The 23829-nt window shown below is 55.4% G+C and carries 19 protein-coding genes; 5 read left to right on the plus strand and 14 right to left on the minus strand.

Translation table 11 applies throughout. The annotated features are described in order from the left end of the window. Positions 1–72: 72 nt before the first annotated feature. The 5 genes from LF929_RS12615 to btuC form a co-directional block, all read right to left on the minus strand. Positions 73–1089 carry a lipoate--protein ligase A gene (locus LF929_RS12615; protein ID WP_226092931.1) on the minus strand — a complete coding sequence of 339 codons (1017 nt, stop codon included), beginning with the start codon at positions 1087–1089 and terminating at the stop codon, positions 73–75. 44 nt (positions 1090–1133) lie between these two features. Beyond that, the gene (locus LF929_RS12620; RefSeq protein ID WP_038903985.1) at positions 1134–1598 is read right to left on the minus strand and encodes an NlpC/P60 family protein; all 465 of its coding nucleotides are present in this window, start codon (positions 1596–1598) and stop codon (positions 1134–1136) included. A 141-nt stretch (positions 1599–1739) separates the two neighbouring features. Beyond that, positions 1740–2510, minus strand: coding sequence for a vitamin B12 ABC transporter ATP-binding protein BtuD (gene btuD, locus LF929_RS12625; protein WP_226092932.1), 771 nt, complete (start codon positions 2508–2510; stop codon positions 1740–1742). A gap of 2 nt (positions 2511–2512) precedes the next feature. Next, complete coding sequence (locus LF929_RS12630; protein ID WP_038903983.1) at positions 2513–3064, minus strand: glutathione peroxidase; 552 nt, start codon at positions 3062–3064, stop codon at positions 2513–2515. Between the two features lie 136 nt (positions 3065–3200). After that, positions 3201–4202 (minus strand): vitamin B12 ABC transporter permease BtuC, encoded by a 1002-nt coding sequence (btuC, locus tag LF929_RS12635; protein ID WP_226092933.1) that lies wholly within the window; start codon positions 4200–4202, stop codon positions 3201–3203. 255 nt (positions 4203–4457) lie between these two features. On the opposite strand from btuC, the gene LF929_RS12640 reads away from it, so the two are divergent. Beyond that, on the plus strand, positions 4458–4697 hold the full coding sequence (locus tag LF929_RS12640) for a hypothetical protein (RefSeq protein ID WP_038907616.1): 240 nt from the start codon (positions 4458–4460) through the stop codon (positions 4695–4697). A gap of 18 nt (positions 4698–4715) precedes the next feature. Here the strand turns inward: LF929_RS12640 and cobB are convergent, their stop codons facing one another. The 5 genes from cobB to lolC form a co-directional block, all read right to left on the minus strand. After that, complete coding sequence (cobB, locus tag LF929_RS12645) at positions 4716–5546, minus strand: Sir2 family NAD+-dependent deacetylase (RefSeq protein ID WP_226092934.1); 831 nt, start codon at positions 5544–5546, stop codon at positions 4716–4718. Between the two features lie 99 nt (positions 5547–5645). Further along, on the minus strand, positions 5646–6572 hold the full coding sequence (gene nagK, locus LF929_RS12650) for an N-acetylglucosamine kinase (RefSeq protein ID WP_038903980.1): 927 nt from the start codon (positions 6570–6572) through the stop codon (positions 5646–5648). Positions 6573–6640: 68 nt separating this feature from the next. Continuing rightward, positions 6641–7888 carry a lipoprotein-releasing ABC transporter permease subunit LolE gene (gene lolE / locus LF929_RS12655; protein ID WP_016940818.1) on the minus strand — a complete coding sequence of 416 codons (1248 nt, stop codon included), beginning with the start codon at positions 7886–7888 and terminating at the stop codon, positions 6641–6643. Next, positions 7885–8592, minus strand: coding sequence for a lipoprotein-releasing ABC transporter ATP-binding protein LolD (gene lolD / locus LF929_RS12660; RefSeq protein WP_016940819.1), 708 nt, complete (start codon positions 8590–8592; stop codon positions 7885–7887). The genes lolE and lolD overlap by 4 nt, the downstream gene beginning before the upstream one ends. Next, on the minus strand, positions 8585–9790 hold the full coding sequence (lolC, locus tag LF929_RS12665; RefSeq protein ID WP_038907611.1) for a lipoprotein-releasing ABC transporter permease subunit LolC: 1206 nt from the start codon (positions 9788–9790) through the stop codon (positions 8585–8587). Before lolC ends, lolD begins: the two co-directional genes overlap by 8 nt. A gap of 128 nt (positions 9791–9918) precedes the next feature. Between lolC and mfd the strand changes: the two genes are divergently transcribed. From mfd to yegD, 3 genes are all read left to right on the plus strand, one after another. Further along, on the plus strand, positions 9919–13371 hold the full coding sequence (mfd, locus tag LF929_RS12670) for a transcription-repair coupling factor (RefSeq protein ID WP_226092935.1): 3453 nt from the start codon (positions 9919–9921) through the stop codon (positions 13369–13371). Positions 13372–13758: 387 nt separating this feature from the next. Then, positions 13759–15291, plus strand: a complete 1533-nt coding sequence (locus LF929_RS12675; protein WP_226092936.1) for an EAL domain-containing protein — start codon at positions 13759–13761, stop codon at positions 15289–15291. Between the two features lie 93 nt (positions 15292–15384). Next, the gene (gene yegD / locus LF929_RS12680; RefSeq protein WP_226092937.1) at positions 15385–16734 is read left to right on the plus strand and encodes a molecular chaperone; all 1350 of its coding nucleotides are present in this window, start codon (positions 15385–15387) and stop codon (positions 16732–16734) included. A 41-nt stretch (positions 16735–16775) separates the two neighbouring features. Here yegD and LF929_RS12685 read toward each other — a convergent pair whose 3' ends face one another. The 3 genes from LF929_RS12685 to LF929_RS12695 all read right to left on the minus strand — a co-directional run bounded on the left by LF929_RS12685 (position 16776) and on the right by LF929_RS12695 (position 21555). After that, positions 16776–17591, minus strand: coding sequence for an arylamine N-acetyltransferase (locus LF929_RS12685; RefSeq protein WP_226092938.1), 816 nt, complete (start codon positions 17589–17591; stop codon positions 16776–16778). A gap of 241 nt (positions 17592–17832) precedes the next feature. Further along, the gene (locus LF929_RS12690; protein WP_210174287.1) at positions 17833–20211 is read right to left on the minus strand and encodes a TIM-barrel domain-containing protein; all 2379 of its coding nucleotides are present in this window, start codon (positions 20209–20211) and stop codon (positions 17833–17835) included. 45 nt (positions 20212–20256) lie between these two features. Next, positions 20257–21555, minus strand: a complete 1299-nt coding sequence (locus tag LF929_RS12695) for an MFS transporter (protein ID WP_016940826.1) — start codon at positions 21553–21555, stop codon at positions 20257–20259. Between the two features lie 300 nt (positions 21556–21855). Between LF929_RS12695 and LF929_RS12700 the strand changes: the two genes are divergently transcribed. Beyond that, complete coding sequence (locus LF929_RS12700; protein ID WP_210174286.1) at positions 21856–22929, plus strand: LacI family DNA-binding transcriptional regulator; 1074 nt, start codon at positions 21856–21858, stop codon at positions 22927–22929. 79 nt (positions 22930–23008) lie between these two features. On the opposite strand, the gene LF929_RS12705 is transcribed toward LF929_RS12700, so the two are convergent. Then, positions 23009–23548: a glycine zipper 2TM domain-containing protein gene (locus LF929_RS12705; protein ID WP_019846118.1), complete on the minus strand. Its 540-nt coding sequence runs from the start codon at positions 23546–23548 to the stop codon at positions 23009–23011. Between the last annotated feature and the right edge of the window lie 281 nt (positions 23549–23829).

The following is a 23829-nucleotide window of genomic DNA, read 5'->3' on the forward strand; positions in this document are numbered from 1 at the left end:
ATCGTTTGATCCTGTCGAAAAACAATCCGCTTTTCACTTTTCAGACAAAGCCCTAATACAGATTTCAAATTATTAACGCACGTTTTCCGATAACCAGACAGTTAGTGCATATATTTCATTGTGTTGTTGCGGATAATCTCCAGCCAATTGTTCACCAACCGCAAGCAGTGCTTCGGGACGGTAAAATACCCCGCTCAACCGGTCGGCTAACGCCTCCAACGGGGTAGGATTCAGGCTATCGGTAAACAGCTGGCACCGAGTGATGACACCTCGCTCCACATCAAAATGCAGTTCTACACCACCCCAGTCAAAACGGGTATCCAGCGTATGACTAAACTCTGGCGCCTGACCAAAATTCCATTCCCAACTGCTTTGATGGGCGAACCGCTCAGCAAACCCGGGGAGATCAGGGAACGCATCCGGCGAGATAATCTCCGGCTGACACTGCGCCTGATAATGGTCGAAAAATGCCTGCATCACGGCGTTGCACACCGTTTCATGGCGAATATCCGGCAATAACTCCACCAGATTCGCCACACGTGAACGTACGGAGGCGATGCCTTTCGCCTGCAATTTCTTTTTATCCGGGTTGAGGTAATCCGCCAGACGCGACAGGTTGGCGTCAAGCAGCAAGGTTCCATGATGGAATCCCCGGTCAATACTTTCCCGATAGGCCGAACCAGAAATTTTTCTGACGCCATCCGCCGTCTCAACCACGAGATCATTACGGCCCGACGCCTGTGCCGCCACGCCCAGCACAGACAGCGCACGCAAGATTATCCCTGTGGAGACACTTTTGTCGTAACCGGGTTTACCTGCCATGAAGGTGAAACAGGTATTGCCCAGGTCATGAAACACCGCCCCGCCGCCGCTACTGCGTCGGGCAAGTTTGATGCCATCCTGCTCCATCCGCCGGGTGTTACACTCTTTCCACGGATTCTGAGCCCGGCCAATCACCACCGTTTCGGCATTTCGCCACAAAAACAGCACTCGCTGCGTCGGCGGCATCTGACGAAAGATGCTCTCTTCCACGGCCAGATTGAACCAAGGGTCCACAGAGTCGGAAATCAACAAACGCAGTGCGGGCATGACGAGGCTCCGAAAACAGCAGGCCACCGTAGGCGGCCGTAACATCAGATGCGGCGGGCCTGCCAGTAGGCCCGTTTCCAGTAAACGTTGTTCAGCGATGAACGCATCACACCGTGACTGGTGGAAGCATGAATAAACTGGTCATGACTGTCGTAGATGCCGACATGCAGCCCGTTTTCGCCGCTGCCTGTACGAAAAAAGACCAGATCACCGGGCAATAAGTCACTGCGGTCAACGCGGGTGCCGATTTCAGTTTGCTCCTCGGTAGAGCGTGGCAACGTGAGACCGAATCGGTCACGGAATGTCAGATAAACAAAACCGGAACAATCAATACCATTGTGATCAAGCCCGCCATAGCGATACGGCGTACCACGCCACTGCGCCAGTTGGGCGTGCAGTTGCGAGCGCACCTCGCTGGTATCACCCAAACGGGTACTCTGCGGAACATGGCTGCTACACCCGGCCAGAAACAATGCCACCACTGTTAGCCAGACTCTCCAGAACCTCATGCCGTTATGCTCACTGTTACCGGGGATGCCCCACAAAAACCGAATTACGACATATTATCATTCACGCGTTGGCGTTAATCGTTCGAGAACAGAGAATTTTTCTGCCTTAACGGTACGTTACGGCGATTATCTCGCCGCTTATCACTCCTGCTGCACCAGCATCCAGTGACGCCCTTCCAGTACATAATCGGTAAAAGCGACGCCAAAAACCGACGATAGCGTTTCTGGCTGCATCACCTCGGCAGCGGTACCCTGAGCGGCCACTTCGCCGTCGGACAACAGCCAGACGCGATCGGCATGGTGCAAGGTGTGGTTCAGATCATGGCCTGACGCCACCACGGTGATACCAGCACGGCATAATTCAGCCAGCAACGCATCCAACGCGACGCGCTGGGCGATATCCAGGCTGGCGACGGGCTCATCGAGCAACAATAGCCGGGCGGAGGAGTTCAATGTCGGCCAGACCTGCAACAACACCGCCGCCAGCCTGACCCGTTGCCATTCACCGCCAGACAAGCGGGTCAGCGGACGGCGCAGTTTATCGGCTAACGACAGCCGCTCAGCCAGCCGCTGCACCACCCTATCCACTTCATCCGCCTCACTTGACGCTGGCTGGTGCAGTTGCAGGTACTGGAATACCGGCATTAACGTCGGCGCGCTGTGGTTTTGGGGCAAATAAGCCCGCACTCTCGCCAGCGCGCGCGCCGACCACACCGCCATTGCCTGTCCCGACAACTGCGTTTCGCCTTCTCCCGGCTGTAGCCCCGCCATCAGTGCCAGCAACGTACTTTTACCGGCCCCATTGGGGCCAATAATATGCACCAGCTCACCGCTATGACAGCCTAGCGTCACCGAGGACAACCGCCCGGTGACACTGACGTGATTAAGGCTCAGCAGGGGTTGATGCGTCACGATTACTGCGCCAGCGCCTGCTCAACAGCTTTGATGATCGCACTGTCGTCCGGCGTCATGTCTGGTGAAAAACGCGCCACGACATCCCCACGGCGGTTAATCAGGAATTTTTCAAAATTCCACAAAATATCACCAGGGTGTGCAGGAGCCTGACCGCGGCTGACACGACGCTCGTAGAACTCACTCCCCTGAGGTCGCAGCGCCTCTGGTTGAGCCTGAATCAATGCCTGATACAAGGGGTGACGACCACTGCCATTGACTTCAATCTTGCCAAACATCGGGAACTCAACGCCAAAAGTCCCTCGACAAAAGGCCTGTATTTCTTCGTTGCTGCCCGGCTCCTGCCCGGCGAATTCATTGGAAGGAAAACCCAGCACGGCGAACCCGCGATCACGATAGGTTTCATACAGATTCTCCAGTGCTTCATATTGCCGGGTCAGCCCACACGCTGAGGCCACATTCACAACCAGCAGCACATTATTACGCCAGTTTTCCAGTGATGTCTGGCGGCCGTCGATGGTTTGCAGGGGAATTGCGTAGATGTCATTGCTCATTGTCTATTCCTGTTGTTGTCTAACCAACCGATTGTTGTCTAACCCACTGATGTCATCGCATCCATGGGTGTTAGTAAACCGCGTGGTGTTAGTAAACCAGTGCTCTGTAGGGGGTCATGGTGAATAACAGGCGAAATCACACCTGATGGCGCAACAACAGCCAGATGAACCAGGGAGCCCCGAGTGTGGCGGTCACCACGCCAACCGGCAGCTCTGCCGTCGCCAGTAACGTCCGCGCCAGCGTATCCGCCAGTATCAACACGACGGCACCCGCCAAACCACACCCGGTTAATAGATAGCGCTGATCCGTCAGCCCACACAAGCGCAAAATATGCGGGATAACCAACCCGACAAACCCGATTACGCCAGCCAACGCCACACTGATGCCGACCAATGCCCCCATCACCAGCACCAGCAGATGACGCCAGTACAATACCGCGACACCCAGTTGCCGGGCAGCCTGCTCACCCAGCGCCAGATGGTTGAGTACCTCGCCACAACGCGCCAGCCAGACTAACAGCGGCAACATCAGTAGCATTAACCCACTGTAACGCCAGTCCACACCGCTAAAACCGCCCATCATCCAGTACATCAACTGGCGCAGATCGAGACTGGTGCTGAAATAGACTGCCCAGGTCATCAATGCACTGCAAATAATGCCCAGTGCAACGCCAATAAGGAGTAAACGCGCATTAGAAACGCCCGCATGGGAAAAACGCAACAGCAGCAATGTCACCAGTAATGCGCCGATGATGGCACACAGACTGAGGCTCCAGACGGGCAATACGCCGTGGCCAAGCAACACCGCGATGACCAGCGCCACACCCGCCCCGTTGGAAACCCCCAGCAGTCCGGGTTCGGCTAATGGATTATCAAACACCGCCTGCATGACCGCACCGCTCATTGCCAGCCCTGCCCCCACCAGCATCACTGCCAGCGTGCGCGGCAAGCGCAGTTGCCAGATGAAAAGCGAGGATTCCGGGTCCAGCCAGTGTGTCGGCGCAATCCAGCGCTCACCGGCACACAGACTCACCGCCACCCCCACGGACAGCAAGAGCCACAACCCCAGCAAACGCTGGCGATCACGCCGCCGCTGCTGATGTTTCAGTTGGGTATAACCTGCTGGGGTTGACTGCATGAGATAGCCTGTCATGAAGAAATCGGATAATGGCACCATAATGCGCATATCCACAGTGATATCAAGCTGATGCAGGGAAATTTCGCCAAAGAATGAAAAGCGGCCCGCAAAGCCCGCTGCCTGCAACCCGGACAGCTCCCCTCTGCGGTATGGTATGAAATGTGATTATCTCATCTAATTTGATTATTTTTCGTTCTAAGAAATCTCAACTACCTTAATAGAGTGACTTTCACCACCCTGTTGCGGAGTAACGTTATGTTGGCATCCTTTCTGCGCATACTGCATCGCGCCCGACGCCAAAACCAGAGTCGGGATAGCGGGCCATCCGACGCCTGCGTCGAGTGCGAATACAGCTTCTATAACCATGAGGCTAACCTGCCGTTCGACCAGCTTGAGGAGTGTCTGCGCGCCCGGCGTGACGCGCTGATGCAGGAGCATCCGCCACAGGCCGAACCCGCGCCGCTCAGCACACGCCCGCGCTGGGCGGCACGGTAAGCGGACTCAGGTTGAGATTCAGCGTTCAGATAACCCGTGGCGCGCAAGCCAGCTCTGGACATACTCCACGACGACCTTGCTGGCAGGGCCATAGATGTGTTCATCGAACTGGCTTTGGATCTCGCTTGGTTCCAAATTCAGTTCCACGGTATGGGCACCGTGCACCCGCGCTTCGTGTACAAACCCCGCCGCCGGATACACATGGCCTGATGTCCCAATGGCAATGAACACATTCGCTTGTGACAACGCATGGTAGATGTGGTCCATGCCCAACGGCATTTCGCCGAACCACACCACATGCGGACGCAGCGGCGCCGGGAACTGGCAGCAATGGCAACGCTCATCGACAGATAGATCGTCTGTCCACTCAAAGACTTGCCCACTGTGGCTGCAACGCACTTTCAGCAATTCACCGTGCATGTGGATGATTCGCTTATTGCCAGCGCGCTCATGCAGGTTGTCAATATTTTGTGTGACCAGAAGAAAATGGTCGCCCAGCGCGGCTTCCAGCTCCGCCAACGCCAGATGCGCAGCATTCGGTGCAATCTCTGGCTGCTGTAGCTGCCGACGACGCATATTGTAGAAATTCTGCACCGTTTGCGGATCGCGATGATACCCTTCCGGGGTAGCGACATCCTCCACCCGATGTTCTTCCCACAACCCATCCGACGCACGGAAGGTGCGAATACCGGACTCAGCAGAAATCCCTGCTCCGGTAAGTACAACAACACGTGGTTTATTCACGTTTTTGACCACCAGATAATCAAGATGAAAAATGCGGGCACACAAACGCTGATGACGCAGACGTTTTCGTTGCCGAAAACGGTGTAATCGTTGACGCGAGTGCATGTCTGCTCCTTAGCCTGTATTACGCGTACCGCTGCCGATTTACAGCGGTCTCGCTTTATGTCCGCTCTGAGAGCGGGGTTATCCATCGCCGCATACACATCAGGACGGCAGCGACGGACTCATCAAGTGTAGCAATGCCGCGCCGCGCACGCCGCCTGCATCGCCATGTCGTGCTTTCTCAATACGCGGGACGCGAGCCACCGGCAACACACTGTCTGGCAATCGCTGCGGCAACTGACGGTAAATTTCATCGAAATTCGACAACCCACCGCCAAACACGACCAGATGCGGGTCAATCAACGTTAGCAGATTTCCCAAACACACCGCCAGCAACGCCAGATAGCGATCGACATGCGCTCGCGCCTGCGGATCGCCTGCGTAGAAGGCGCGGATAATCTCCGGTGCCGATAACATGCGATGGTGAAAATGTGCGTACAACCATTCAAATCCACGCCCGGAAAGGTAATTTTCCACACACCCGGCACGCCCGCAGCCACAAGGCACCCGAGGAATAGACGCGCCAAGAATATCCAGCGCATCGACCGGCAGACGAAAATGCCCCAGTTCCCCGGCGACACCGTTTTTCCCGTCAACGACCCGGCCGTTCACCACCAGACCACCGCCCATGCCGGTGCCGAGAATAATCCCCAGCACCACCGGGTAAGCACGAAATTCGTTGTCCCAGGCCTCTGAGAGTGCAAAGCAATTGGCATCGTTACTGAGCCGAACGTCACGTTGTAGTCGCCGACTGAGATCGGCCCGCAGCGGTCGCCCCATCGCGGCGGGCAGGTTGGCTGCGAACAAGGTACCATCATCCGCATTTTCCATGCCCGGCACACCGACGCCTACGGTTCCCTGACACCCGCTCCGCGCATCGGCCTCACGTGTTAACGCCATCAGGTCATTTAACAAATGCTCATAATCATCACGGGGGGTCGGAATACGTTTTTGCCAGATACGCTGTAGCCCGGCGTCAAATACCGCCAGCTCTATCTTGGTGCCTCCGATGTCAAAGCCGTAGTACATGGATGCTCCCTTCACGTCGCTCGTCGGACAAAAAACAACGCCATTACCTAAGGCAATGGCGTTTCAGATTACTGACCGCTCAATATCCGCGCCGGATCGATACGGCTGGCGCGCCGGGCCGGATACCAACTGGCTATCAGACTCAACACCAGCGAGGTACCCAATACGATAACCACGTCCAGCATGTGCAGCTCGGACGGCAAGAAATCGATGAAATAGATATCTCCGGACAAGAAATGATGACCGGTAAGCGTTTCAAGCCCACGGATAATCGGCGTCAGTTGCAGCGTGACCACAATCCCGACCACGGTACCGACGATGCTGCCGAGCAACCCGGCCAATAGCCCGTACCAGACAAAAATCGCGCGAATAAGGCCATCGCCCGCTCCCAGCGTGCGCAATACTGCGATATCGCTGCTTTTGTCCTTCACCGCCATCACCAGCGTGGAAACGATGTTGAAACAGGCCACCCCAATCACTAACACCATCGCCAGATACATAATGGTACGGATCATTTGAATATCGCGGTACATGTACCCGTAAGTACCGATCCAACTGCGGATATACACAAAGAGATTGGTGGCTTCCCCGGCATCATGCACCACCTTCTGTGCGGCGAATACATCCTGCACTTTGATGGCGATGCCGGTCACACCATCGCCCAGCTCCAGATACTGCTGGGCATCCGCCAGCGGCACCAATGCCAGACTATGATCCAACTGACCGCTCAACTGCAGGATACCGGCAACCTGAAGGCGAATGCGCTTGGGTTGCAACAGCTTCATCTGCGGGTCGCTATTGGGGATCATGACCGTAACCCAATCGCCACTTTTCACACCCAGCGTATCCGCCACGCCTTTACCGATAATCACCTGTTGCGCCCCGGCATGAAAGCGCGACCAGGCGTTATCCTGCACGAAGGTGGGTAACGCACTGAGCTTCAGTTCCTGTTGCGGGTCCACGCCTTTGAACTGAATCGCCTTTAGGCTGGCACCGTTTTCCAACAGACCGGTAAAACTGACGTAAGGTGCGGCAGCGGCAACGCCGGGCACCTGTTCGATTTTCGGCAACAACGGTTGCCAGTGGCGAAACGGCTGCTCACCTGCTTCGATCTCGCCATGCGGTACAACGGCCAGAATACGGTTGTTGAGTTCACGCTCGAAACCGTTCATGGCACTCAGTCCGACTATCAATACTGCGACACCCAGCGCGATGCCAAGGGTGGAAATCACCGAAATCAGCGATACCATACCGCTGCGACGACGCCCGCGACTAAAACGCAACCCAACCAGCAGCGAAAGCGGAGGAAAGGTCATTGCGACGCCCCCATCAGGGTTAGCTCCTGCTGCAACTGTCCATCACGCATTTCCAGTTGTCGGCCGAGACGGCGGGCCAGACTCAGGTCGTGGGTGACCACCAGAAACGCCGTCCCCTGACGTACGTTCAGCTCACCCAGTAACTCAAAAATGGCATCGGTAGTACGCTGATCAAGGTTACCGGTCGGTTCGTCCGCCAGTACCAGTGACGGGTTATTCACCAGCGCGCGGGCAATCGCCACACGCTGGCGCTCACCACCGGACAATTCAGAAGAGCGGTGCTGGCTGCGCTGTGCCAGACCAACTGCCGCCAGCATGGTTTGCGCGCGCTCTTTGGCCTCTTTGGGGGCCACCTTGCCGATAAGCAGCGGCATCGCCACATTTTCCAACGCGGTGAAATCCGGCAGCAGATGATGAAACTGATAGATAAAACCCAGTTCGCGGTTACGCAGCGCTGCTTTCGCCGCCGCTGACAGTTGATTCAACGTGTTACCCTTGAACACCACCTCTCCGGAAGTCGGCGCGTCCAGCCCACCCAGCAAATGCAACAAGGTACTTTTACCGGACCCGGAGCTGCCGACAATCGCCATCATCTCGCCATTCTGCATCTCGAATGACACATCGCGCAGCACATCAGTCGACAGGTTGCCTTCCTGATAGCGTTTACACAGCTGACGGCACTGCAATAAAGGTGAATTACTCATAACGTAAAGCCTCTGCGGGATGGGTGGCGGCCGCGCGCCAGGAAGGATAAAGCGTGGAAAGCAACGCCAGCAGCATGGCGACCAGCGCAATGGCGATCACCTGCAACGGCTGGATTTGTACCGGTAGCGAACCACCGTCAATCAACAGCCCCAGCATCGGTATCAGCGTATTTAACTGGCTGGCCAGCACCATACCCAGTATCGCCCCGACCAGCGCGCCCACCACACCCGCGCCGCCGCCCTGAACCATAAAGACCGCCATGATTTGCCGCCGGGTCAGCCCCTGCGTTTGCAAAATGGCGACCTCGCCCTGTTTCTCCATCACCAGCAAACCCAGTGAGGTAATGATATTGAACGCCGCGACAGCCACGATCAGGCTCAACAGCAGCCCCATCATGTTTTTCTCCATCCTGACCGCCTGGAACAACTCCCCTTTGCGCTCGCGCCAGTCTTTCCATACCGTTCCTGACGGCAATGTCTGCTGACTCAGCGTATCCACCGCCAGAGGTTGATCCAGCCATAACCGCCAGCCGGTGATGTTGCCAAGGGGATAGTGCATCAGACGCGACGCATCCTGCTGGTTCACCAACAGTTGGTAGCCATCCACTTCGCTGTGGGCATAAAACGTGCCGACCACGGTAAACAAACGCTGACTGGGCACCCGCCCCATCGGCGTCAACTGACTGGCACTGGTGACCATCAGGCGCAGTTGATCGCCGGGTTTAACGCCAAGCTGGTTGGCCAGTTGTTCACCGAGAATCACCTGATATTGCCCTGGCTGCAATTGCTGTAATGACGCGCCATGCGTCAGGTAGTTCGCCAACGGCTCTTGTTCATCCGGGTTGACACCCAGCATCACCCCTACCGCCACGCTGCGAGCGCTTTGCAGCACCACATCGCCGGTCGTCAGCGGTGCAATACGCCTGACGCCCGTCAGACCAGAGAGCGACGCGGCAGACAATGTCTGAGGATTCAGGGAGCCTTGCGGCGTCGTGATGAGTGCCTGAGGCATCAGCCCCAGAATGCTGTTTTCCAGTTCCCGCTCAAAGCCGTTCATCACCGACAAGACGGTGACCAGCGCCATCACTCCGAGGGTAATGCCAATGGCGGACAACCAGGAAACAAACCGCCCAAAGCGGTCCGCGGCCCGCCCTCGCATATAGCGCAGGCCGATAAAAAGTGCGACAGGTTGATGCATGAAATCCGTCTGGATGAGGTTGCTAAAGCAAAGTGAACAAGGATAATAAAGGGTAGTACCGCTTTATGGAACCCTAAGCCTCTCTCTTCCCGACTTTTTCTTAGTGGATATCGAGACCTGATAATCGGATGATGCCTGAACAATATCGCTATACCTTGCCTGGCAAAGCGGGCGAACAACGCCTGCTGGGTCAGCTTACCGGCGCCGCCTGCGCCGTCGAATGCGCAGAAATCGTTGAACGCCACACCGGACTGGTGGTGCTGATTACGCCCGACATGCAAAATGCTCTGCGCTTGCGCGACGAAATTCAGCAATTTACCGGCCACCCGGTCATGACGCTGCCGGATTGGGAAACGCTGCCCTACGACAGCTTCTCGCCCCACCAGGAAATTGTCTCCGCCCGTCTGTCTACGCTTTACCAGCTTCCCTCGCTGACACGCGGCGTGTTGATCTTGCCGGTCAATACCCTGATGCAGAAAGTGTGCCCGCACGCGTTCCTGCACGGCCATGCGTTGATGCTGAAAAAAGGCCAGCGCCTGTCTCGTGACCGGCTCCGCGGCCAACTGGAGCAGGCCGGTTATCGTAGCGTCGATCAGGTGATGGAGCATGGCGAATTCGCCACCCGTGGCGCGTTGCTTGACCTGTTCCCGATGGGGAGCGAAGAGCCGTTTCGTATTGATTTCTTCGATGACGAGATAGATAGCCTGCGACTGTTCGACGCCGATACCCAGCGAACGCTGAATGAAGTCGAACAGATTCATTTGTTGCCGGCGCGGGAATTTCCTACTGACAAAAACGCCATTGAGCTATTTCGCAGCCAGTGGCGCGAGCAGTTTGAGGTCAGGCGCGACGCCGAGCATATCTATCAGCAAGTGAGTAAAGGTACCCTGCCCGCCGGGATCGAATACTGGCAGCCGCTGTTTTTCGACCAGCCGCTGCCCGCGTTGTTCAGTTATCTGCCAGCCGGTACGCTGCTGGTCAATACCGGCGATATCCAGCAAGGTGCCGAGCGTTTCTGGCAGGATGTTCAGCAACGTCATGACAGCCGCCACGTCGACCCGATGCGCCCACTGTTGTCGCCGGATGCACTGTGGCTACCGGTTGATGCGCTGTTCGCCGAGCTCAAGCAGTTTCCACGCGTACAGCTTCGCGGCGATACGCTGCCGGACAAAGCCGCCAACCTGAATCTGGGCTACCAGTCGCTGCCGGACCTGGCAGTTCAGCATCAGAATAAATCGCCGTTGGATGCGCTGCGCCGTTTCGTGGAGCAGTTTAACGGGCAGGTGGTGTTTTCGGTGGAGAGCGAAGGCCGCCGGGAAACCTTGCAAGAGTTACTGTCTCGCATAAAGTTATCGCCAACGCCGGTAAAACGCCTTGAACAGCTGGCATCCCCTGGGTGTTACCTGATGATAGGGGCCAGCGAACACGGTTTTATTGACACCCTGCGCCAGCGCGCGCTGATCTGCGAAAGCGACCTGCTGGGTGAGCGCGTCAGTCGTCGACGTCAGGACAGCCGCCGTACCATCAATACCGATACGTTGATTCGCAATCTGGCGGAACTGCGCCCGGGTCAACCGGTGGTGCACCTTGAGCACGGTGTCGGCCGTTACGCCGGGCTAACCACGCTGGAGGCGGGTGGCATCAAGGCGGAATACCTGATTCTGCACTACGCCGGTGAAGACAAACTGTACGTGCCGGTCTCCTCGTTGCACCTGATCAGCCGCTACGCCGGTGGCGCGGAAGAAAGCGCGCCACTGCACAAACTGGGTGGGGACGCCTGGACGCGAGCACGGCAGAAAGCGGCGGAGAAGGTGCGTGACGTGGCCGCCGAACTGCTGGATGTGTATGCCCAGCGCGCGGCTCACACCGGCTTCGAGTTCAAACACGATCGCGAACAGTACCAATTGTTCTGTCAGGGTTTTCCGTTTGATACCACCCCGGATCAGGCGCAGGCCATCAACGCCGTGCTGAGTGACATGTGCCGTCCGCTGGCGATGGACCGGCTGGTGTGCGGTGATGTCGGCTTCGGCAAAACCGAAGTGGCGATGCGCGCCGCGTTCCTGGCAGTGGAAAACCATAAGCAGGTGGCGGTACTGGTGCCGACTACCTTGCTGGCGCAGCAGCACTTCGACAATTTCCGTGACCGTTTCGCCAACTGGCCGGTGCGCATTGAAATGCTGTCGCGCTTTCGCAGCCAGAAAGAGCAGACGCAGGTACTGGAACAAACTCATGAAGGTAAAGTGGATATCCTGATCGGTACCCACAAATTACTGCAAAGCGATGTCCGCTGGCGGGATTTGGGGTTATTGATCGTCGATGAAGAACACCGCTTCGGCGTGCGCCACAAAGAGCGCATTAAAGCGATGCGCGCCAATGTGGATATCCTGACCCTCACCGCCACGCCGATTCCGCGCACCCTGAATATGGCAATGAGCGGCATCCGTGATTTGTCGATCATCGCCACGCCGCCCGCTCGTCGTCTGGCGGTGAAAACCTTTGTGCGTGAGTACGATAATCTGGTGGTGCGTGAGGCGATGCTGCGTGAAATTCTGCGCGGCGGGCAGGTGTATTACCTCTACAACGACGTGGAAAACATCGAAAAAGCCGCCCAGCGACTCAGCGAACTGGTGCCGGAAGCGCGTATCGCCATCGGTCATGGGCAGATGCGCGAACGCGACCTGGAGCGGGTGATGAACGATTTCCATCATCAGCGTTTCAATGTGCTGGTGTGTACCACCATCATTGAAACCGGGATCGACATCCCCAGTGCCAATACCATCATCATTGAGCGCGCTGACCATTTCGGCCTGGCACAGTTGCATCAGTTACGTGGCCGCGTTGGTCGTTCACACCATCAGGCTTACGCTTACCTGCTGACTCCCAATCCTAAAGCGATGAGCAGTGATGCCCACAAGCGGCTGGAGGCTATCGCGTCACTGGAAGATTTGGGGGCCGGTTTTGCCCTTGCCACCCACGACCTGGAAATCCGCGGTGCAGGTGAATTGCTGGGTGAAGACCAGAGCGGCCAGATGGAAAGCGTCGGTTTCTCGCTGTACATGGAGTTGCTGGAAAGCGCAGTAGAATCACTTAAAGCGGGGCGAGAACCGTCGCTCGACGACCTGCTCAGCAGTCAGACCGACGTAGAATTGCGCCTGCCGGCACTGTTACCAGACGACTTCATTCCTGACGTCAATACCCGTTTGTCATTCTATAAACGCATCGCCAGCGCCAAAAACGATAACGAACTGGATGACCTGAAAGCGGAACTGATCGACCGTTTCGGCACCTTGCCGGACGCCGCCCGCCACTTGCTACAGGTCGCGGCATTGCGCCAGCAGGCGCAGGCGCTCGGCATCAAACGCATTGAAGGCAATGACAAAGGCGGGTTCATCGAATTTAGCCAGCACAATCGCGTCGACCCGACGCATCTTATCGGCCTGTTACAACGTGACCCGAAAGTGTATCGACTGGATGGCCCGACCCGGTTGAAATTCATTAACGATCTGGGCGGATACCCGAAACGACTGACGTTTATCACTCAACTGCTGGAGGAGATGGCGCAGCATACGTGCGCTGCCTGATGATGTTGCTATAAACCTAAATCATTCGGGTTGCAGCACAAAACGCATTGCGTGTTGAACCGCGCAATGCGTTGCCCCGTAGGGCGAGGCCCATTGATAGGCTGGGTAAAAAAGCCAGCGCACCGGCAACGTGAAGTATCGCGGGTATAAATGACTTGATGACTTTTCTAAACTAATTGTTGTAGCCCGACTAAAATCAAAGGAATAATCGCCGATATATATCCAGAATATTCAGGTTGCAGGACAACGTGTATTACGTTTTGCGTACACCGCGTTGGCCTACCAGGGCAAGGTCCACGGATGGACGGGTTATCGTGCTGATACGCCTGCAATATTAACGATGATGGATATAGAACAACGATAAGGTCGGATCAAGGGCCACAACCAATGAATAAACTAATCGCTTTTCTGACTTTTTTAGCGATGTTCGCCGTGGGCTTATGGGTAATTTATTATCAGGACTACCGTACTAACCGTCAGGGCGCGTATGACAATGCGCAACGAGCGGTCAGGAATGTTGAAGACATTCTCGATGAGGCTAAAGACGCGGTAGAGGAAAGCAAACCGCTACTGGCCTCCCCCTGCACGCCTGACGTTATCCGGCAATTGAATATGACAGCAGCCCTTGGCAGCCACCTGCGCACGGTCAGCTTGATCAAAAACGACGTGGTGTACTGCTCATCCTTGTATGGCGTGGATAACCGCCCCGCCGCACTGGAGCGTTTCCATATGCGGGAATTGGCACTGCTGGCCGGTAACTCCGTCACACCGGACAGAACCCTGATTATGTACCTCGGTAACACCCCATCCGGCAGTGTGGGGGTAGCCATTCACGGTCAACACCTGACGAGTGTGCTCGATTTGCTGAGTAAACGACGAGACCTTTATTTATCCGTCGGCAATACCTGGATATCCCGCGAGAATAAAGTATCAACACTTACCCCAGACGCTCTACATAATTTTGTTATTACCCCCTCCAGCCACTATCATTTCGCTATTCTGTTTCCAAGTAACGATAAATATTCTATTGCCGATTTCTGGAATCAGGAAAAAATGACTTTTCTGGTGGTGTTTTTTATTGCGCTGGGTTCCAGTTTCCTGGCCTATAAATATTCGACTCGCTTTAACTCGCCTTATGACGGTATTCGACGCGCCATCGAAAATCAGGAAGTGTTGCCCTATTACCAGCCGGTTATTGCGAATGAATCACGGGAAATCTACGGTGTGGAAGTGCTGGCGCGCTGGCACCATCCGAAAAGCGGGTTTATTTCCCCCGATGTTTTCATTCCACTGTGCGAACAAAGTGGGCTGATTATCCCACTGACGCGGACACTCATGAGTAGCGTGGTGCGCGATTTGACACCGCATCTGGACTCGTTGCCAGACAATTTACACATTGCGATTAACATCAGCGCTCAGCACTGCCAGTCCGACGATTTTATTACTGACTGCAAGAATTTCATCACCGCATTCGGCGATAAAAACGTGCATTTGATGATTGAAATTACTGAACGGGAAAAAATCGACATTACACCGGACACCATCGCATTCTTCAAAAAACTCAGTGATGCCGGTGTTTTGATCGCACTGGATGATTTCGGTACCGGTTATTCGAATTTTGACTATCTCAGAAAATTGCACGTCAACGTCATCAAAATCGACCAGTCGTTTGTCAGCATGATCGACGAAAACGATCCGCAATCCAGCACGCTAGTGAACTGTGTTATCGACCTGGCGCGGCAAATGAAACTGATGACGATCGCCGAAGGGGTGGAAACCGAATATCAGGCCGAATTCTTATCCCGTAAGCAGATCAACTTCATGCAGGGGTATTTCTTCGCCAGACCCTTGCCGTTTGATGAACTGGCGCGTACCTGGCTGACTCAAACACAGAGCGTCGATGGCGAGCAGAATCCCTGACAACACACGATTTTTATCCTCCGCGTCTCTTTACAAGCCCCGGAGCAAGCGGTAAATTCCCGCCCCTTCTCTACTGGCATGGGGATGACAATCATGTTTGTCGGCTTTGACTACGGAACAGCCAACTGTTCGCTGGCTGTCATGGAACACGAAACACCACGGTTGTTGCAACTGGAGCAACAAGCGCCTTATTTACAATCTATGTTGTGCGCGCCCAGTCGCGAAGCGGTGAGTGAGTGGCTGTGGCGACATCATCAGGTCGCGGCCGAGGGAGAAAACGCCCGGCAACTGCAACGCGCCATCAGCCACAATCGCGAAGAGGATATTCGTGTCCAACCCGATAGCGTCAGATTCGGGCTGGACGCACTGTCGCACTACATGGATGACCCGCAAGATACCTGGTTTGTTAAATCACCCAAGTCGTTTCTCGGCGCAACCGGACTAAAACCACAGCAGATAGCGCTGTTCGAAGATCTGGTCTGCGCCATGATGCTGCATATTCGTTGTCAGGCCGAGCAACAGCTTGACCAGCCGATTGAACAGGCGGTCATCGGGCGGCCCATCAACTTTCAGGGGATGGGGGGCGAAGAGTCCAACCGCCAGGCTCAGGGTATTCTGGAGCGCGCCGCCGGACGCGCCGGGTTCCGACAGGTGGCGTTTCAGTTTGAGCCGGTGGCAGCTGGTCTTGATTTTGAAGCGACCCTGCAACAGGAAAAACGGGTACTGGTGGTCGACATTGGCGGCGGTACCACCGACTGTTCGATGCTACTGATGGGGCCTACATGGCGTCATCGCCGGGAGCGCGCCGAAAGCCTGCTCGGCCACAGCGGTTGCCGGGTCGGGGGGAACGATCTGGACATTATGCTGGCATTCAGGCAGTTCTGCCCGTTGCTGGGCATGAACGGTAGCACCGAAAAAGGCACAGCGCTGCCGGTCTTGCCATGGTGGAATGCAGTGGCTATCAACGACGTACCGGCACAGGCTGAATTCTACAGTAATGCCAGCGGCAAGCTGCTGCGTGATTTGATTCATGATGCCCGCGAACCTGATCAGGTAGCACGCCTGCTGACCGTATGGCGTCAGCGACTCAGCTATCGGCTGGTTCGGCTGGCAGAAGAACAGAAAATCGCCTTGTCGCAGGCGGACATATCGCAGGCCTGCCTGCCGTTTATCTCGCCCGAACTGGCAACCGACGTCAGCGTAAGCCAGTTGGAAGAGGCGATCGCACAGCCGCTGGAGCACATTAAGCGCCAGCTTATTCAGGCGCAGGAAAGCAGCCAGACGCAGCCGGACGTCATTTACCTGACTGGCGGTAGCGCCCGTTCGCCATTACTACGCGCCGCCATCAGCCACTGCCTGCCCGATGTCCCGATCGAAAGCGGCGATGACTTTGGCTCTGTCACCGCCGGTCTGGCTCGCTGGGCACAGACACTGTTTCGCTAGTTCCGCCAGGTAAAGTAAAACCTTACACTGCCGCTGGCGACTCAGGTCACAGCGGCGCTAAGGCGCTCAAACCAGTGCTGGCTGTCGTAATCGTCCGTCAGCACAATACCGAACTGTTGTTGCAGGCAATCCAGATAGTCACGATGGCTACCGATAATACGCTCGCTCTTCTGGCCGTGCCGGGTGACTATCAAGCGGTTATTCGACAGGGTTAATCGCCCTTGTGCCGTTACGCGGGTGCAAAGCGACTTAGTGGTAAATGGCGATAATGGCGAGGTTTGATGGTAGTGCGCCATCCCGGCATAGTCCGCCAGTTGGTAAGGATGCAGCGTAAACTTGTATTGCGGCTTCCAGTCGTTATCGCCAATCCGCTGCTGCAACTGATAGCCGCCCTCCACCGCCACGACCTGATAACGGGCAAACGCTTCACTCGACACCTCACCCGACAGTGGCACCGGCACACAGAATGAATCCCCAAAACTGATATCGGCAATGACGGACGCTTGCGGCAGCGTCACGTGTAAAAACAGATGATCGAAGGGCTGCCCATAGTGACCGTCATCGTTCCACACCTGACCAGCCAACAGGTGTACCTCAAACCCTAACGCCTGCAGCAGCAAATAAAACCCGTAATTAAGCTCGTAGCAAAACCCGCCACGCCGGTCATCAACGATTTTTCGATAGATAGCAGACGGATTCAGGTGTATCGGTTTTCCGAACACCACATCCAGATTTTCAAATGGAACATGCGTGAGGTGAGCAAGATGAAGGGTACGCAGTTGTAAAGCCGGCTCCGCAGGCAGAGAGCTGACGCCAATGCGCTGCAGATAGCGTTGAACTTCCGAATTATTCAGCATATGTCTTCCCGGTGCCTGAATAAAAGCCTATCCCCTTCCTGCTTCAGGTTGCTGGTATATCGTCCTGCAACGTGAATGATTTGGGGTATACGCTGTAGACATCATTGGCAATGTGCTATCGATAATACCCCTTCGCTGTCTATTGATAAACGGGACTTACTATTCGGCTGACAATAAAGCGATAACGGTCACGACCCTGCCGACAGAGGAGACTGTCGGCAGGATCTAACCTATGCTTCGGTTAGCGCTGGGAAGGCAGTGTGTACTGCGTGGTGCGTTCGCCATTAATGTACAGCGTGCGTTGCTCGTCTGACGGTAACTGCACGGTTAACTGCCGCCACGCCGGTACAAACGCCCCTTCCGGGTGGAAGGTCACGTCAATACGTCCGGCGCTGCAACACAGCTCCCAACGCAGCCACAACGCCTGTCCGTCACGCCAGCGGTGGGTTTCCCCGTCATCTTCAAACAACAGGCCCTGACGTGTGCCATTCCCCATCAGCGGGAAAAGCAGCATAGTGCGTTGGTCGTCGCTATCCGGGCAGACAAAATCGGTACGCGCCGACATCGGTATCATGGCTCCAGCCCGGACCAGCAGTGGTAAACGTTCCAGCGGCGCATCCAGCGTCACCGTTTGTCCTGCGCTGAACCAGTCACCGCGATAAAAGTCGTACCACCCCTCGTGATTATCCGGCAAGTAGACCTGACGCTGACGTTGTCCCGGCTCCACGACGCTGGCAACCAGCAGATCTTTACCGAGCATAAAATCGTCGCTTTCCTCAAAGGTGCGCGGGTCATGCTCATGATCCAGAAACATCGGGCGAAGCATCGGCTCGTCATCCGTATGGGCCTGCCAGAACAAGGTATACAGGTACGGCAACAGTCGATAACGCAACTGAATGGCATCACGGATAATCGGCGTGACCGCCGGGTACATCCAGGGTTCGTTAACCGTGGCGTCGTCATTCCATGAGTGAATGGTAAAGCGCGGATGCATCACACCGTTTTGTACCCAGCGCACAAACAGTTCGGCGTCCGGCTTATTACCGGCAAAGCCACCCACATCATGCCCGACGTTATACAGGCCAGACAGGCTCATACCGACGCCCATGCGGGTGTTATAACGCAGTGTCTGCCAGTTGGTGCGGTTGTCACCACTCCAGGTCTGCACGTAACGCTGCATACCGGCGCTGCCGGAGCGTGAAATCAGGTAAGGACGCAGCTCGGGCGCGAAGCGCTGCTGCGCCTCCATTGACGCACGCATCATCAGCAACGGCATTAACGGGCGAATATGCTTGATGGCAATCGGCTGCCCAAAGCCATGACAGCGCGCCTCGCCATCCCAGACTTCGAATTCGTTGTTATCGTTCCAGGTTGAATCAATCCCTTTTTCCAGCAGTTGCCGGGTGACGTTTTCCTGCCACCAGGCAACGGTGTCGGGGTTGGTAAAATCCAGATGGGAGCCTTCATCGTCCCAGAAACTGGAGCGCTCTGGGTTATCCGATTCTGAATCACGCACAAACAACCCTTTCGCGGCCACTTCCTGATAGCGGGGATGATCCTGCAACAGGCAAGGCTTGATGTTGGCGGCCAGATGCAGCCCCGCATCATGAAACGCCTGGCTCATCTGCTCCGGCTGCGGCACCTTGTCGTAGTTCCAGTTAAACACGTAGCGCTTGTTGCCGATCGAAGTATACCCAGACGAAAGCTGGAAAGAATCGCACGGGATAGCATGCTGGCGGCACAGTTCAATGAACGACAACAGCTGTTGCTGAGCATCGGGTGCATCGGTGTAATGCATGGTAGACCCACTGTAGCCGAGGCTCCATTTAGGGCCAAAGTAGGTTTTACCAGTGAGCCGTACAAAGGCTTTGGTCACATCCAGGATCGCCGGGCCGAGCAGGAAATAGTAATCCAAATCCCCGGCCTCAGCCTGATAGCGACGGTAAGCCAGATGGTAGTTATCAAGCTCGTTACCCAGATCCAACCAGGTGGAACTGAGGTTGTCATAAAACACGCCATAGCTGACACCGGGCTGGTTCACAATGGTGAACGGCAGGTGCTTATACAGCGGATCGGTGCTTTGCGCGTTATAGCCCATCGCATCCAGATTACGGAATTCAAAGCGACGACCGGCGCGGTTGAGATCCCCGGCTTTTTCGCCCAGCCCGTAGCAACGTTCCTCTGGTGTACGGCGCTGGTAGTGCGCCACACCATCACCGTGACGGTTAAGCAGATAAGCGCCGGTTGGTCGGTCAGAAGCCAGCGGTTGCCAGTTCCCCTGCGCATCACAGTATTCCCATGACAACCACAGCGGCTGGTGTACCGTCACCCGCAGTTGCGCGGTGCTTATCTGCAACGCATCACCTTGCCAGGATAAGCTATACCCCGGTAAGGCAAAGCCGTCGCTGCTCTCGCGCACTCGCCCCTGCCACGGAACATCATCCTGCTGCGGCGCGATACTCCAGGTACGGTTCAATCGCAGTTCATCATCCTGCTTAATCAATACCCGCATTAACCCCGGCGCCAGCACATACAACATAAAGCGATGTGCGCCGTCCACCAGCAACTCGACCCGATCCTCGGCCTGATGGTGCAATACCCAGTGTTTCAATGTCTTCATAACATCACTCGTCTATTCGGAAATTCTGTCAATACTGAAACGTTATCAATGTGCGCGCTGACGACGCTCGGCAATGAACGCCACCAAAAACAGTGCGCCAAACAAATCAAAAAAGCCCATCGCCACAAACAGTGGGTTAAAGCCAATCTTGTCGGCGGTCACACCAATCAACAACGAAAACAGGAAACTGGCAATCCAGGCGCTGGCACCACGCATTCCGTTAACGGTCGCCATTTGGCCTTTATCGAACGAATCCACCACCACGGCGCTCAGCATGCAGGAAATGATCTGGTGACCAAACCCACCGATGGAGATCAAAATGATGGCCAGATAAGGGTTTTGAGTCACGCTAACCAATGCGAGCGACAGCATCAGGAATGCGCCGGTCACCGAACTGCCCACCACGGAATTAATCCGTGAACAACCAAACCAGCGCGTGTACAGCTTGGTCAGATAACCACTGGCGATACTGCCAAAGTCAGCGGCCAGAAACGGCAGCCAGGCGAACATGGCGATCTGTTTCAGATCCATACCGCGCTCTTTCGCCAGATACAGCGGTACCCAGAAGCTCAAGACCGCCCAGGCCGGTTCGGCCATAAACGCCGGAATGGCGATACCGTAGAAACGGCGGTTTTTCAGCACCGTTTTCATGGCGGTGAAAAACGGTTGTTTCACCGGTGCCGGTTCGTTGTCCTGACGGATAAATGCCAGCTCGGCTTTACTCAGGTTCGGGTGTTTTTCCGGATCATGGTAAAACAGCCACCACAACACCACCCAAAGCATGGCCAGCACCCCGGCAAAAATGAATGCCCCCTGCCAGCCCAACAGCGAGTGGGCAATCACGATGATCGGCGGAGCCAGCATCGCACCAATGGAAAACCCAACGCCCGCCCAACCGGCAGCCACAGGGCGCTCCTGACGAGGGAACCACTCGCCAATGGTTTTCGCGTTGGCAGGTGTAGCAGCGGCTTCAGCGCCCCCCATCATGAAACGCAAGACTGCGAGTTGAATCCAACTGCCTGCACCGGCATGCAGCAGACACATCAGCGCCCAGATAACCGCGCAAATCATGAAGCCCATCTTTAAGCCGATGACGTCGATAAGCCACCCACACAACGGCTGGAATAGGGTGTAAGCCAATTGGAACGCACCGACAATCCAGGAGTATTGCTCGGTAGTAATGTTTAAAACGGTTTTTAATTCAGGTGCCAGAATACCCAGTGAATTACGGGTGATGTAATTGACGGTGACGCCAAACAGAAATAACGCCAGAACCCACCAGCGTAATTGTTTGAATTTTCGTTTTTCATTCACAGCGGGAGAGGAATTAACGTCGAGACTCATGGTGATCTCCTTACAGCGGATTTCGGTGAATACCTGTCGGCACACACCATCCTGATGTTCTAATATTCAGATTTTTATAAAGTTTTATGTCTTTTAAACCCATTCTTCCGATGGAATATAACCGGAAGAATCGCGACATATTCAGCGTAAGGAAATAAAAAAGCGGGAGATACTCACTTTTTTGCAACTATTTTCATGATAGCGTCATTACCTGCTGTTTTTGGTCATTTTTATGCCTAAAACCGACCATCTTCTGCTTATGAAAATTTTTTCATAAGCCAAATTGAGCAGGATCACAAAATGAAAAAAAACCTCCGGATCCGCGATATTGCCCTGCAAACCGGTTTTTCCGTCAGTACCGTTTCGCGGGTGCTGGCGGGTAAATCCAACACCAGTGAAGAGGCGCGGATGCGCATCCTCACTGCCGCCCGGCAATATGGTGTGATGGATAACCTGGCTACCGGTCGTTTATTACTGAATAGCCTGACCGTGTTCGCTCCAGAGCGGGCGTTTAACAGCCGGGCCGACATCTTTTATCACAAGGTATTGCAAGGGGTGCAGGAGTCGCTGGACCCGCATGATGTCCGTCTGCGTTACTGCGGGCTGGCGGAGAACGACAGCGATGTCTCACTCTTTCTGGAGAAAATGTCCGCGCCGGAAACCGAAGGCGCGATTTTGATCGGTATTGATGACCCGTATATCCACGCGCTGGCGGCAGAATTGAATAAACCGTGCATACTGGTGAACTGCTTTGATCACAAAATGAGGTTATCCGGTGTCTCGCCTGCGCACCAGCTTATTGGCGAATTTGCCGCCAATTACCTGATTGAGCAGGGACACCGCCAGATCCTCACCCTACTCTGCCTGCGGCGTTATACCATGGAGTGGCGGCTGATGGGGATCCGCGAGGCGTATCAACAGCATAATCTACCGTTTAGCGAGGAGCGCCACCTGCTCACCCCCCGCGGTTTCGGCAGCGCAGAAACGGAACAGGCCGTCACTGAGTTTCTGGCTAGCTGCCCACGTGAGCAGTACCCTACCGCGATACTGGCAGGCGGCAACTTCATCGCGGTAGGTGCGATTAATGCGCTGCATAAAGCAAAGTTGCGGGTACCACAAGACATGTCGGTGCTGAGCATGGATGGTGCCAACCTGGCGGCGGTGCATGACATCCCGCTCACCTCGATACTGATTCCATGCGAAGAATTGGGTCGGGAAGCCGTCAGATTATTGCAACTGCAGTTGATGCAACCGGGTCGCGGTCACGGCAATCTGTTGCTGAACGGTACGCTGGCAGTGAGAAGTTCGGTCAAGCGTATTCGGCCAAGTCAGCGCCACTCGCCGGTACAGGACACGGATTTATACGATGCCTGATGAGAGGGTGAAACCAGTAGGATCATAGCTTCAGGCCCGCCACACCGTCAGGGTGTGGCGGGCCTGTCAGTCTGGCGCATCAACTGGATTGGTTGATGACTAACTGACCGTTGCTGTCGAGTGGGATACGGGTACCAGGGTCACGATCCATCCTGATTTTGCCTTCCTGATCGCCAATCTTGTAGGTGACGTCATAACCCAGCACTTTTTGTGACTTGTCATACACCGTTTGGCAGCGTTGCTGCGTAGAGGTAGTGACATCACTGTCCTGCATATTCCCTTGTACCTGGTTGCCAGCATAGCCACCGGCCAGCGCACCGGCGACCGTTGCTACATCGCGTCCGCGTCCGCCACCGATCTGGTGCCCCAGCACGCCACCTGCCACCGCACCCAACAGTGAACCGGCAAGGCGGTTTTCGTCCTGCACCGGCTGACGGTGCGTCACCGTCACATTACGGCATTCCTGACGCGGCGTTTTCACCGTTTCTTTGATGGGTGTAGCTGTCAGCACCTGTGCAAACTGCGGTCTGGATGCGAACACATCCAGACTGGCAACAGCGGCCACGCCCAGCGCTGCCGCCATACCGATACCCACACCCGCTAACATTGACTTGTTCACAGGAAACCTCCTGAATAAATAATCACGCACCGTCCATCTCGCCGTGCCTTATACGGTTTATCACCGCCGGATGGCTGACCCGAAAGCCCCGCTTGCGGGGTGCAGCGTGTGCGCAACGCTGCCTGATGCGATGAAGTCTGCCGAATCCCTGCGGTACTCTCAATCGGATTACTACCTTAAAAGGGAGGGTCAGATAACAAAACTGTCACATTTGAGAGTTTTCTTACCTTAAGTTGGCGTTAGTGCAATATTTTATTCTAGAATAGATGCAGTCTGGCGGG

This window comes from Dickeya oryzae (assembly GCF_020406815.2).
Taxonomy (GTDB): Bacteria; Pseudomonadota; Gammaproteobacteria; order Enterobacterales; family Enterobacteriaceae; genus Dickeya; species Dickeya oryzae.

Bases quoted from the DNA above. Each gene is read 5' to 3' on its own strand.
- LF929_RS12615 (WP_226092931.1), bottom strand. From the start codon at position 1,089: ATGCCCGCACTGCGTTTGTTGATTTCCGACTCTGTGGACCCTTGGTTC.
- LF929_RS12620 (WP_038903985.1), bottom strand. From the start codon at position 1,598: ATGAGGTTCTGGAGAGTCTGGCTAACAGTGGTGGCATTGTTTCTGGCC.
- LF929_RS12630 (WP_038903983.1), bottom strand. From the start codon at position 3,064: ATGAGCAATGACATCTACGCAATTCCCCTGCAAACCATCGACGGCCGC.
- btuC (WP_226092933.1), bottom strand. From the start codon at position 4,202: ATGCAGTCAACCCCAGCAGGTTATACCCAACTGAAACATCAGCAGCGG.
- LF929_RS12640 (WP_038907616.1), top strand. From the start codon at position 4,458: ATGTTGGCATCCTTTCTGCGCATACTGCATCGCGCCCGACGCCAAAAC.
- cobB (WP_226092934.1), bottom strand. From the start codon at position 5,546: ATGCACTCGCGTCAACGATTACACCGTTTTCGGCAACGAAAACGTCTG.
- nagK (WP_038903980.1), bottom strand. From the start codon at position 6,572: ATGTACTACGGCTTTGACATCGGAGGCACCAAGATAGAGCTGGCGGTA.
- lolE (WP_016940818.1), bottom strand. From the start codon at position 7,888: ATGACCTTTCCTCCGCTTTCGCTGCTGGTTGGGTTGCGTTTTAGTCGC.
- lolD (WP_016940819.1), bottom strand. From the start codon at position 8,592: ATGAGTAATTCACCTTTATTGCAGTGCCGTCAGCTGTGTAAACGCTAT.
- lolC (WP_038907611.1), bottom strand. From the start codon at position 9,790: ATGCATCAACCTGTCGCACTTTTTATCGGCCTGCGCTATATGCGAGGG.
- mfd (WP_226092935.1), top strand. From the start codon at position 9,919: ATGATGCCTGAACAATATCGCTATACCTTGCCTGGCAAAGCGGGCGAA.
- LF929_RS12675 (WP_226092936.1), top strand. From the start codon at position 13,759: ATGAATAAACTAATCGCTTTTCTGACTTTTTTAGCGATGTTCGCCGTG.
- yegD (WP_226092937.1), top strand. From the start codon at position 15,385: ATGTTTGTCGGCTTTGACTACGGAACAGCCAACTGTTCGCTGGCTGTC.
- LF929_RS12685 (WP_226092938.1), bottom strand. From the start codon at position 17,591: ATGCTGAATAATTCGGAAGTTCAACGCTATCTGCAGCGCATTGGCGTC.
- LF929_RS12690 (WP_210174287.1), bottom strand. From the start codon at position 20,211: ATGAAGACATTGAAACACTGGGTATTGCACCATCAGGCCGAGGATCGG.
- LF929_RS12695 (WP_016940826.1), bottom strand. From the start codon at position 21,555: ATGAGTCTCGACGTTAATTCCTCTCCCGCTGTGAATGAAAAACGAAAA.
- LF929_RS12700 (WP_210174286.1), top strand. From the start codon at position 21,856: ATGAAAAAAAACCTCCGGATCCGCGATATTGCCCTGCAAACCGGTTTT.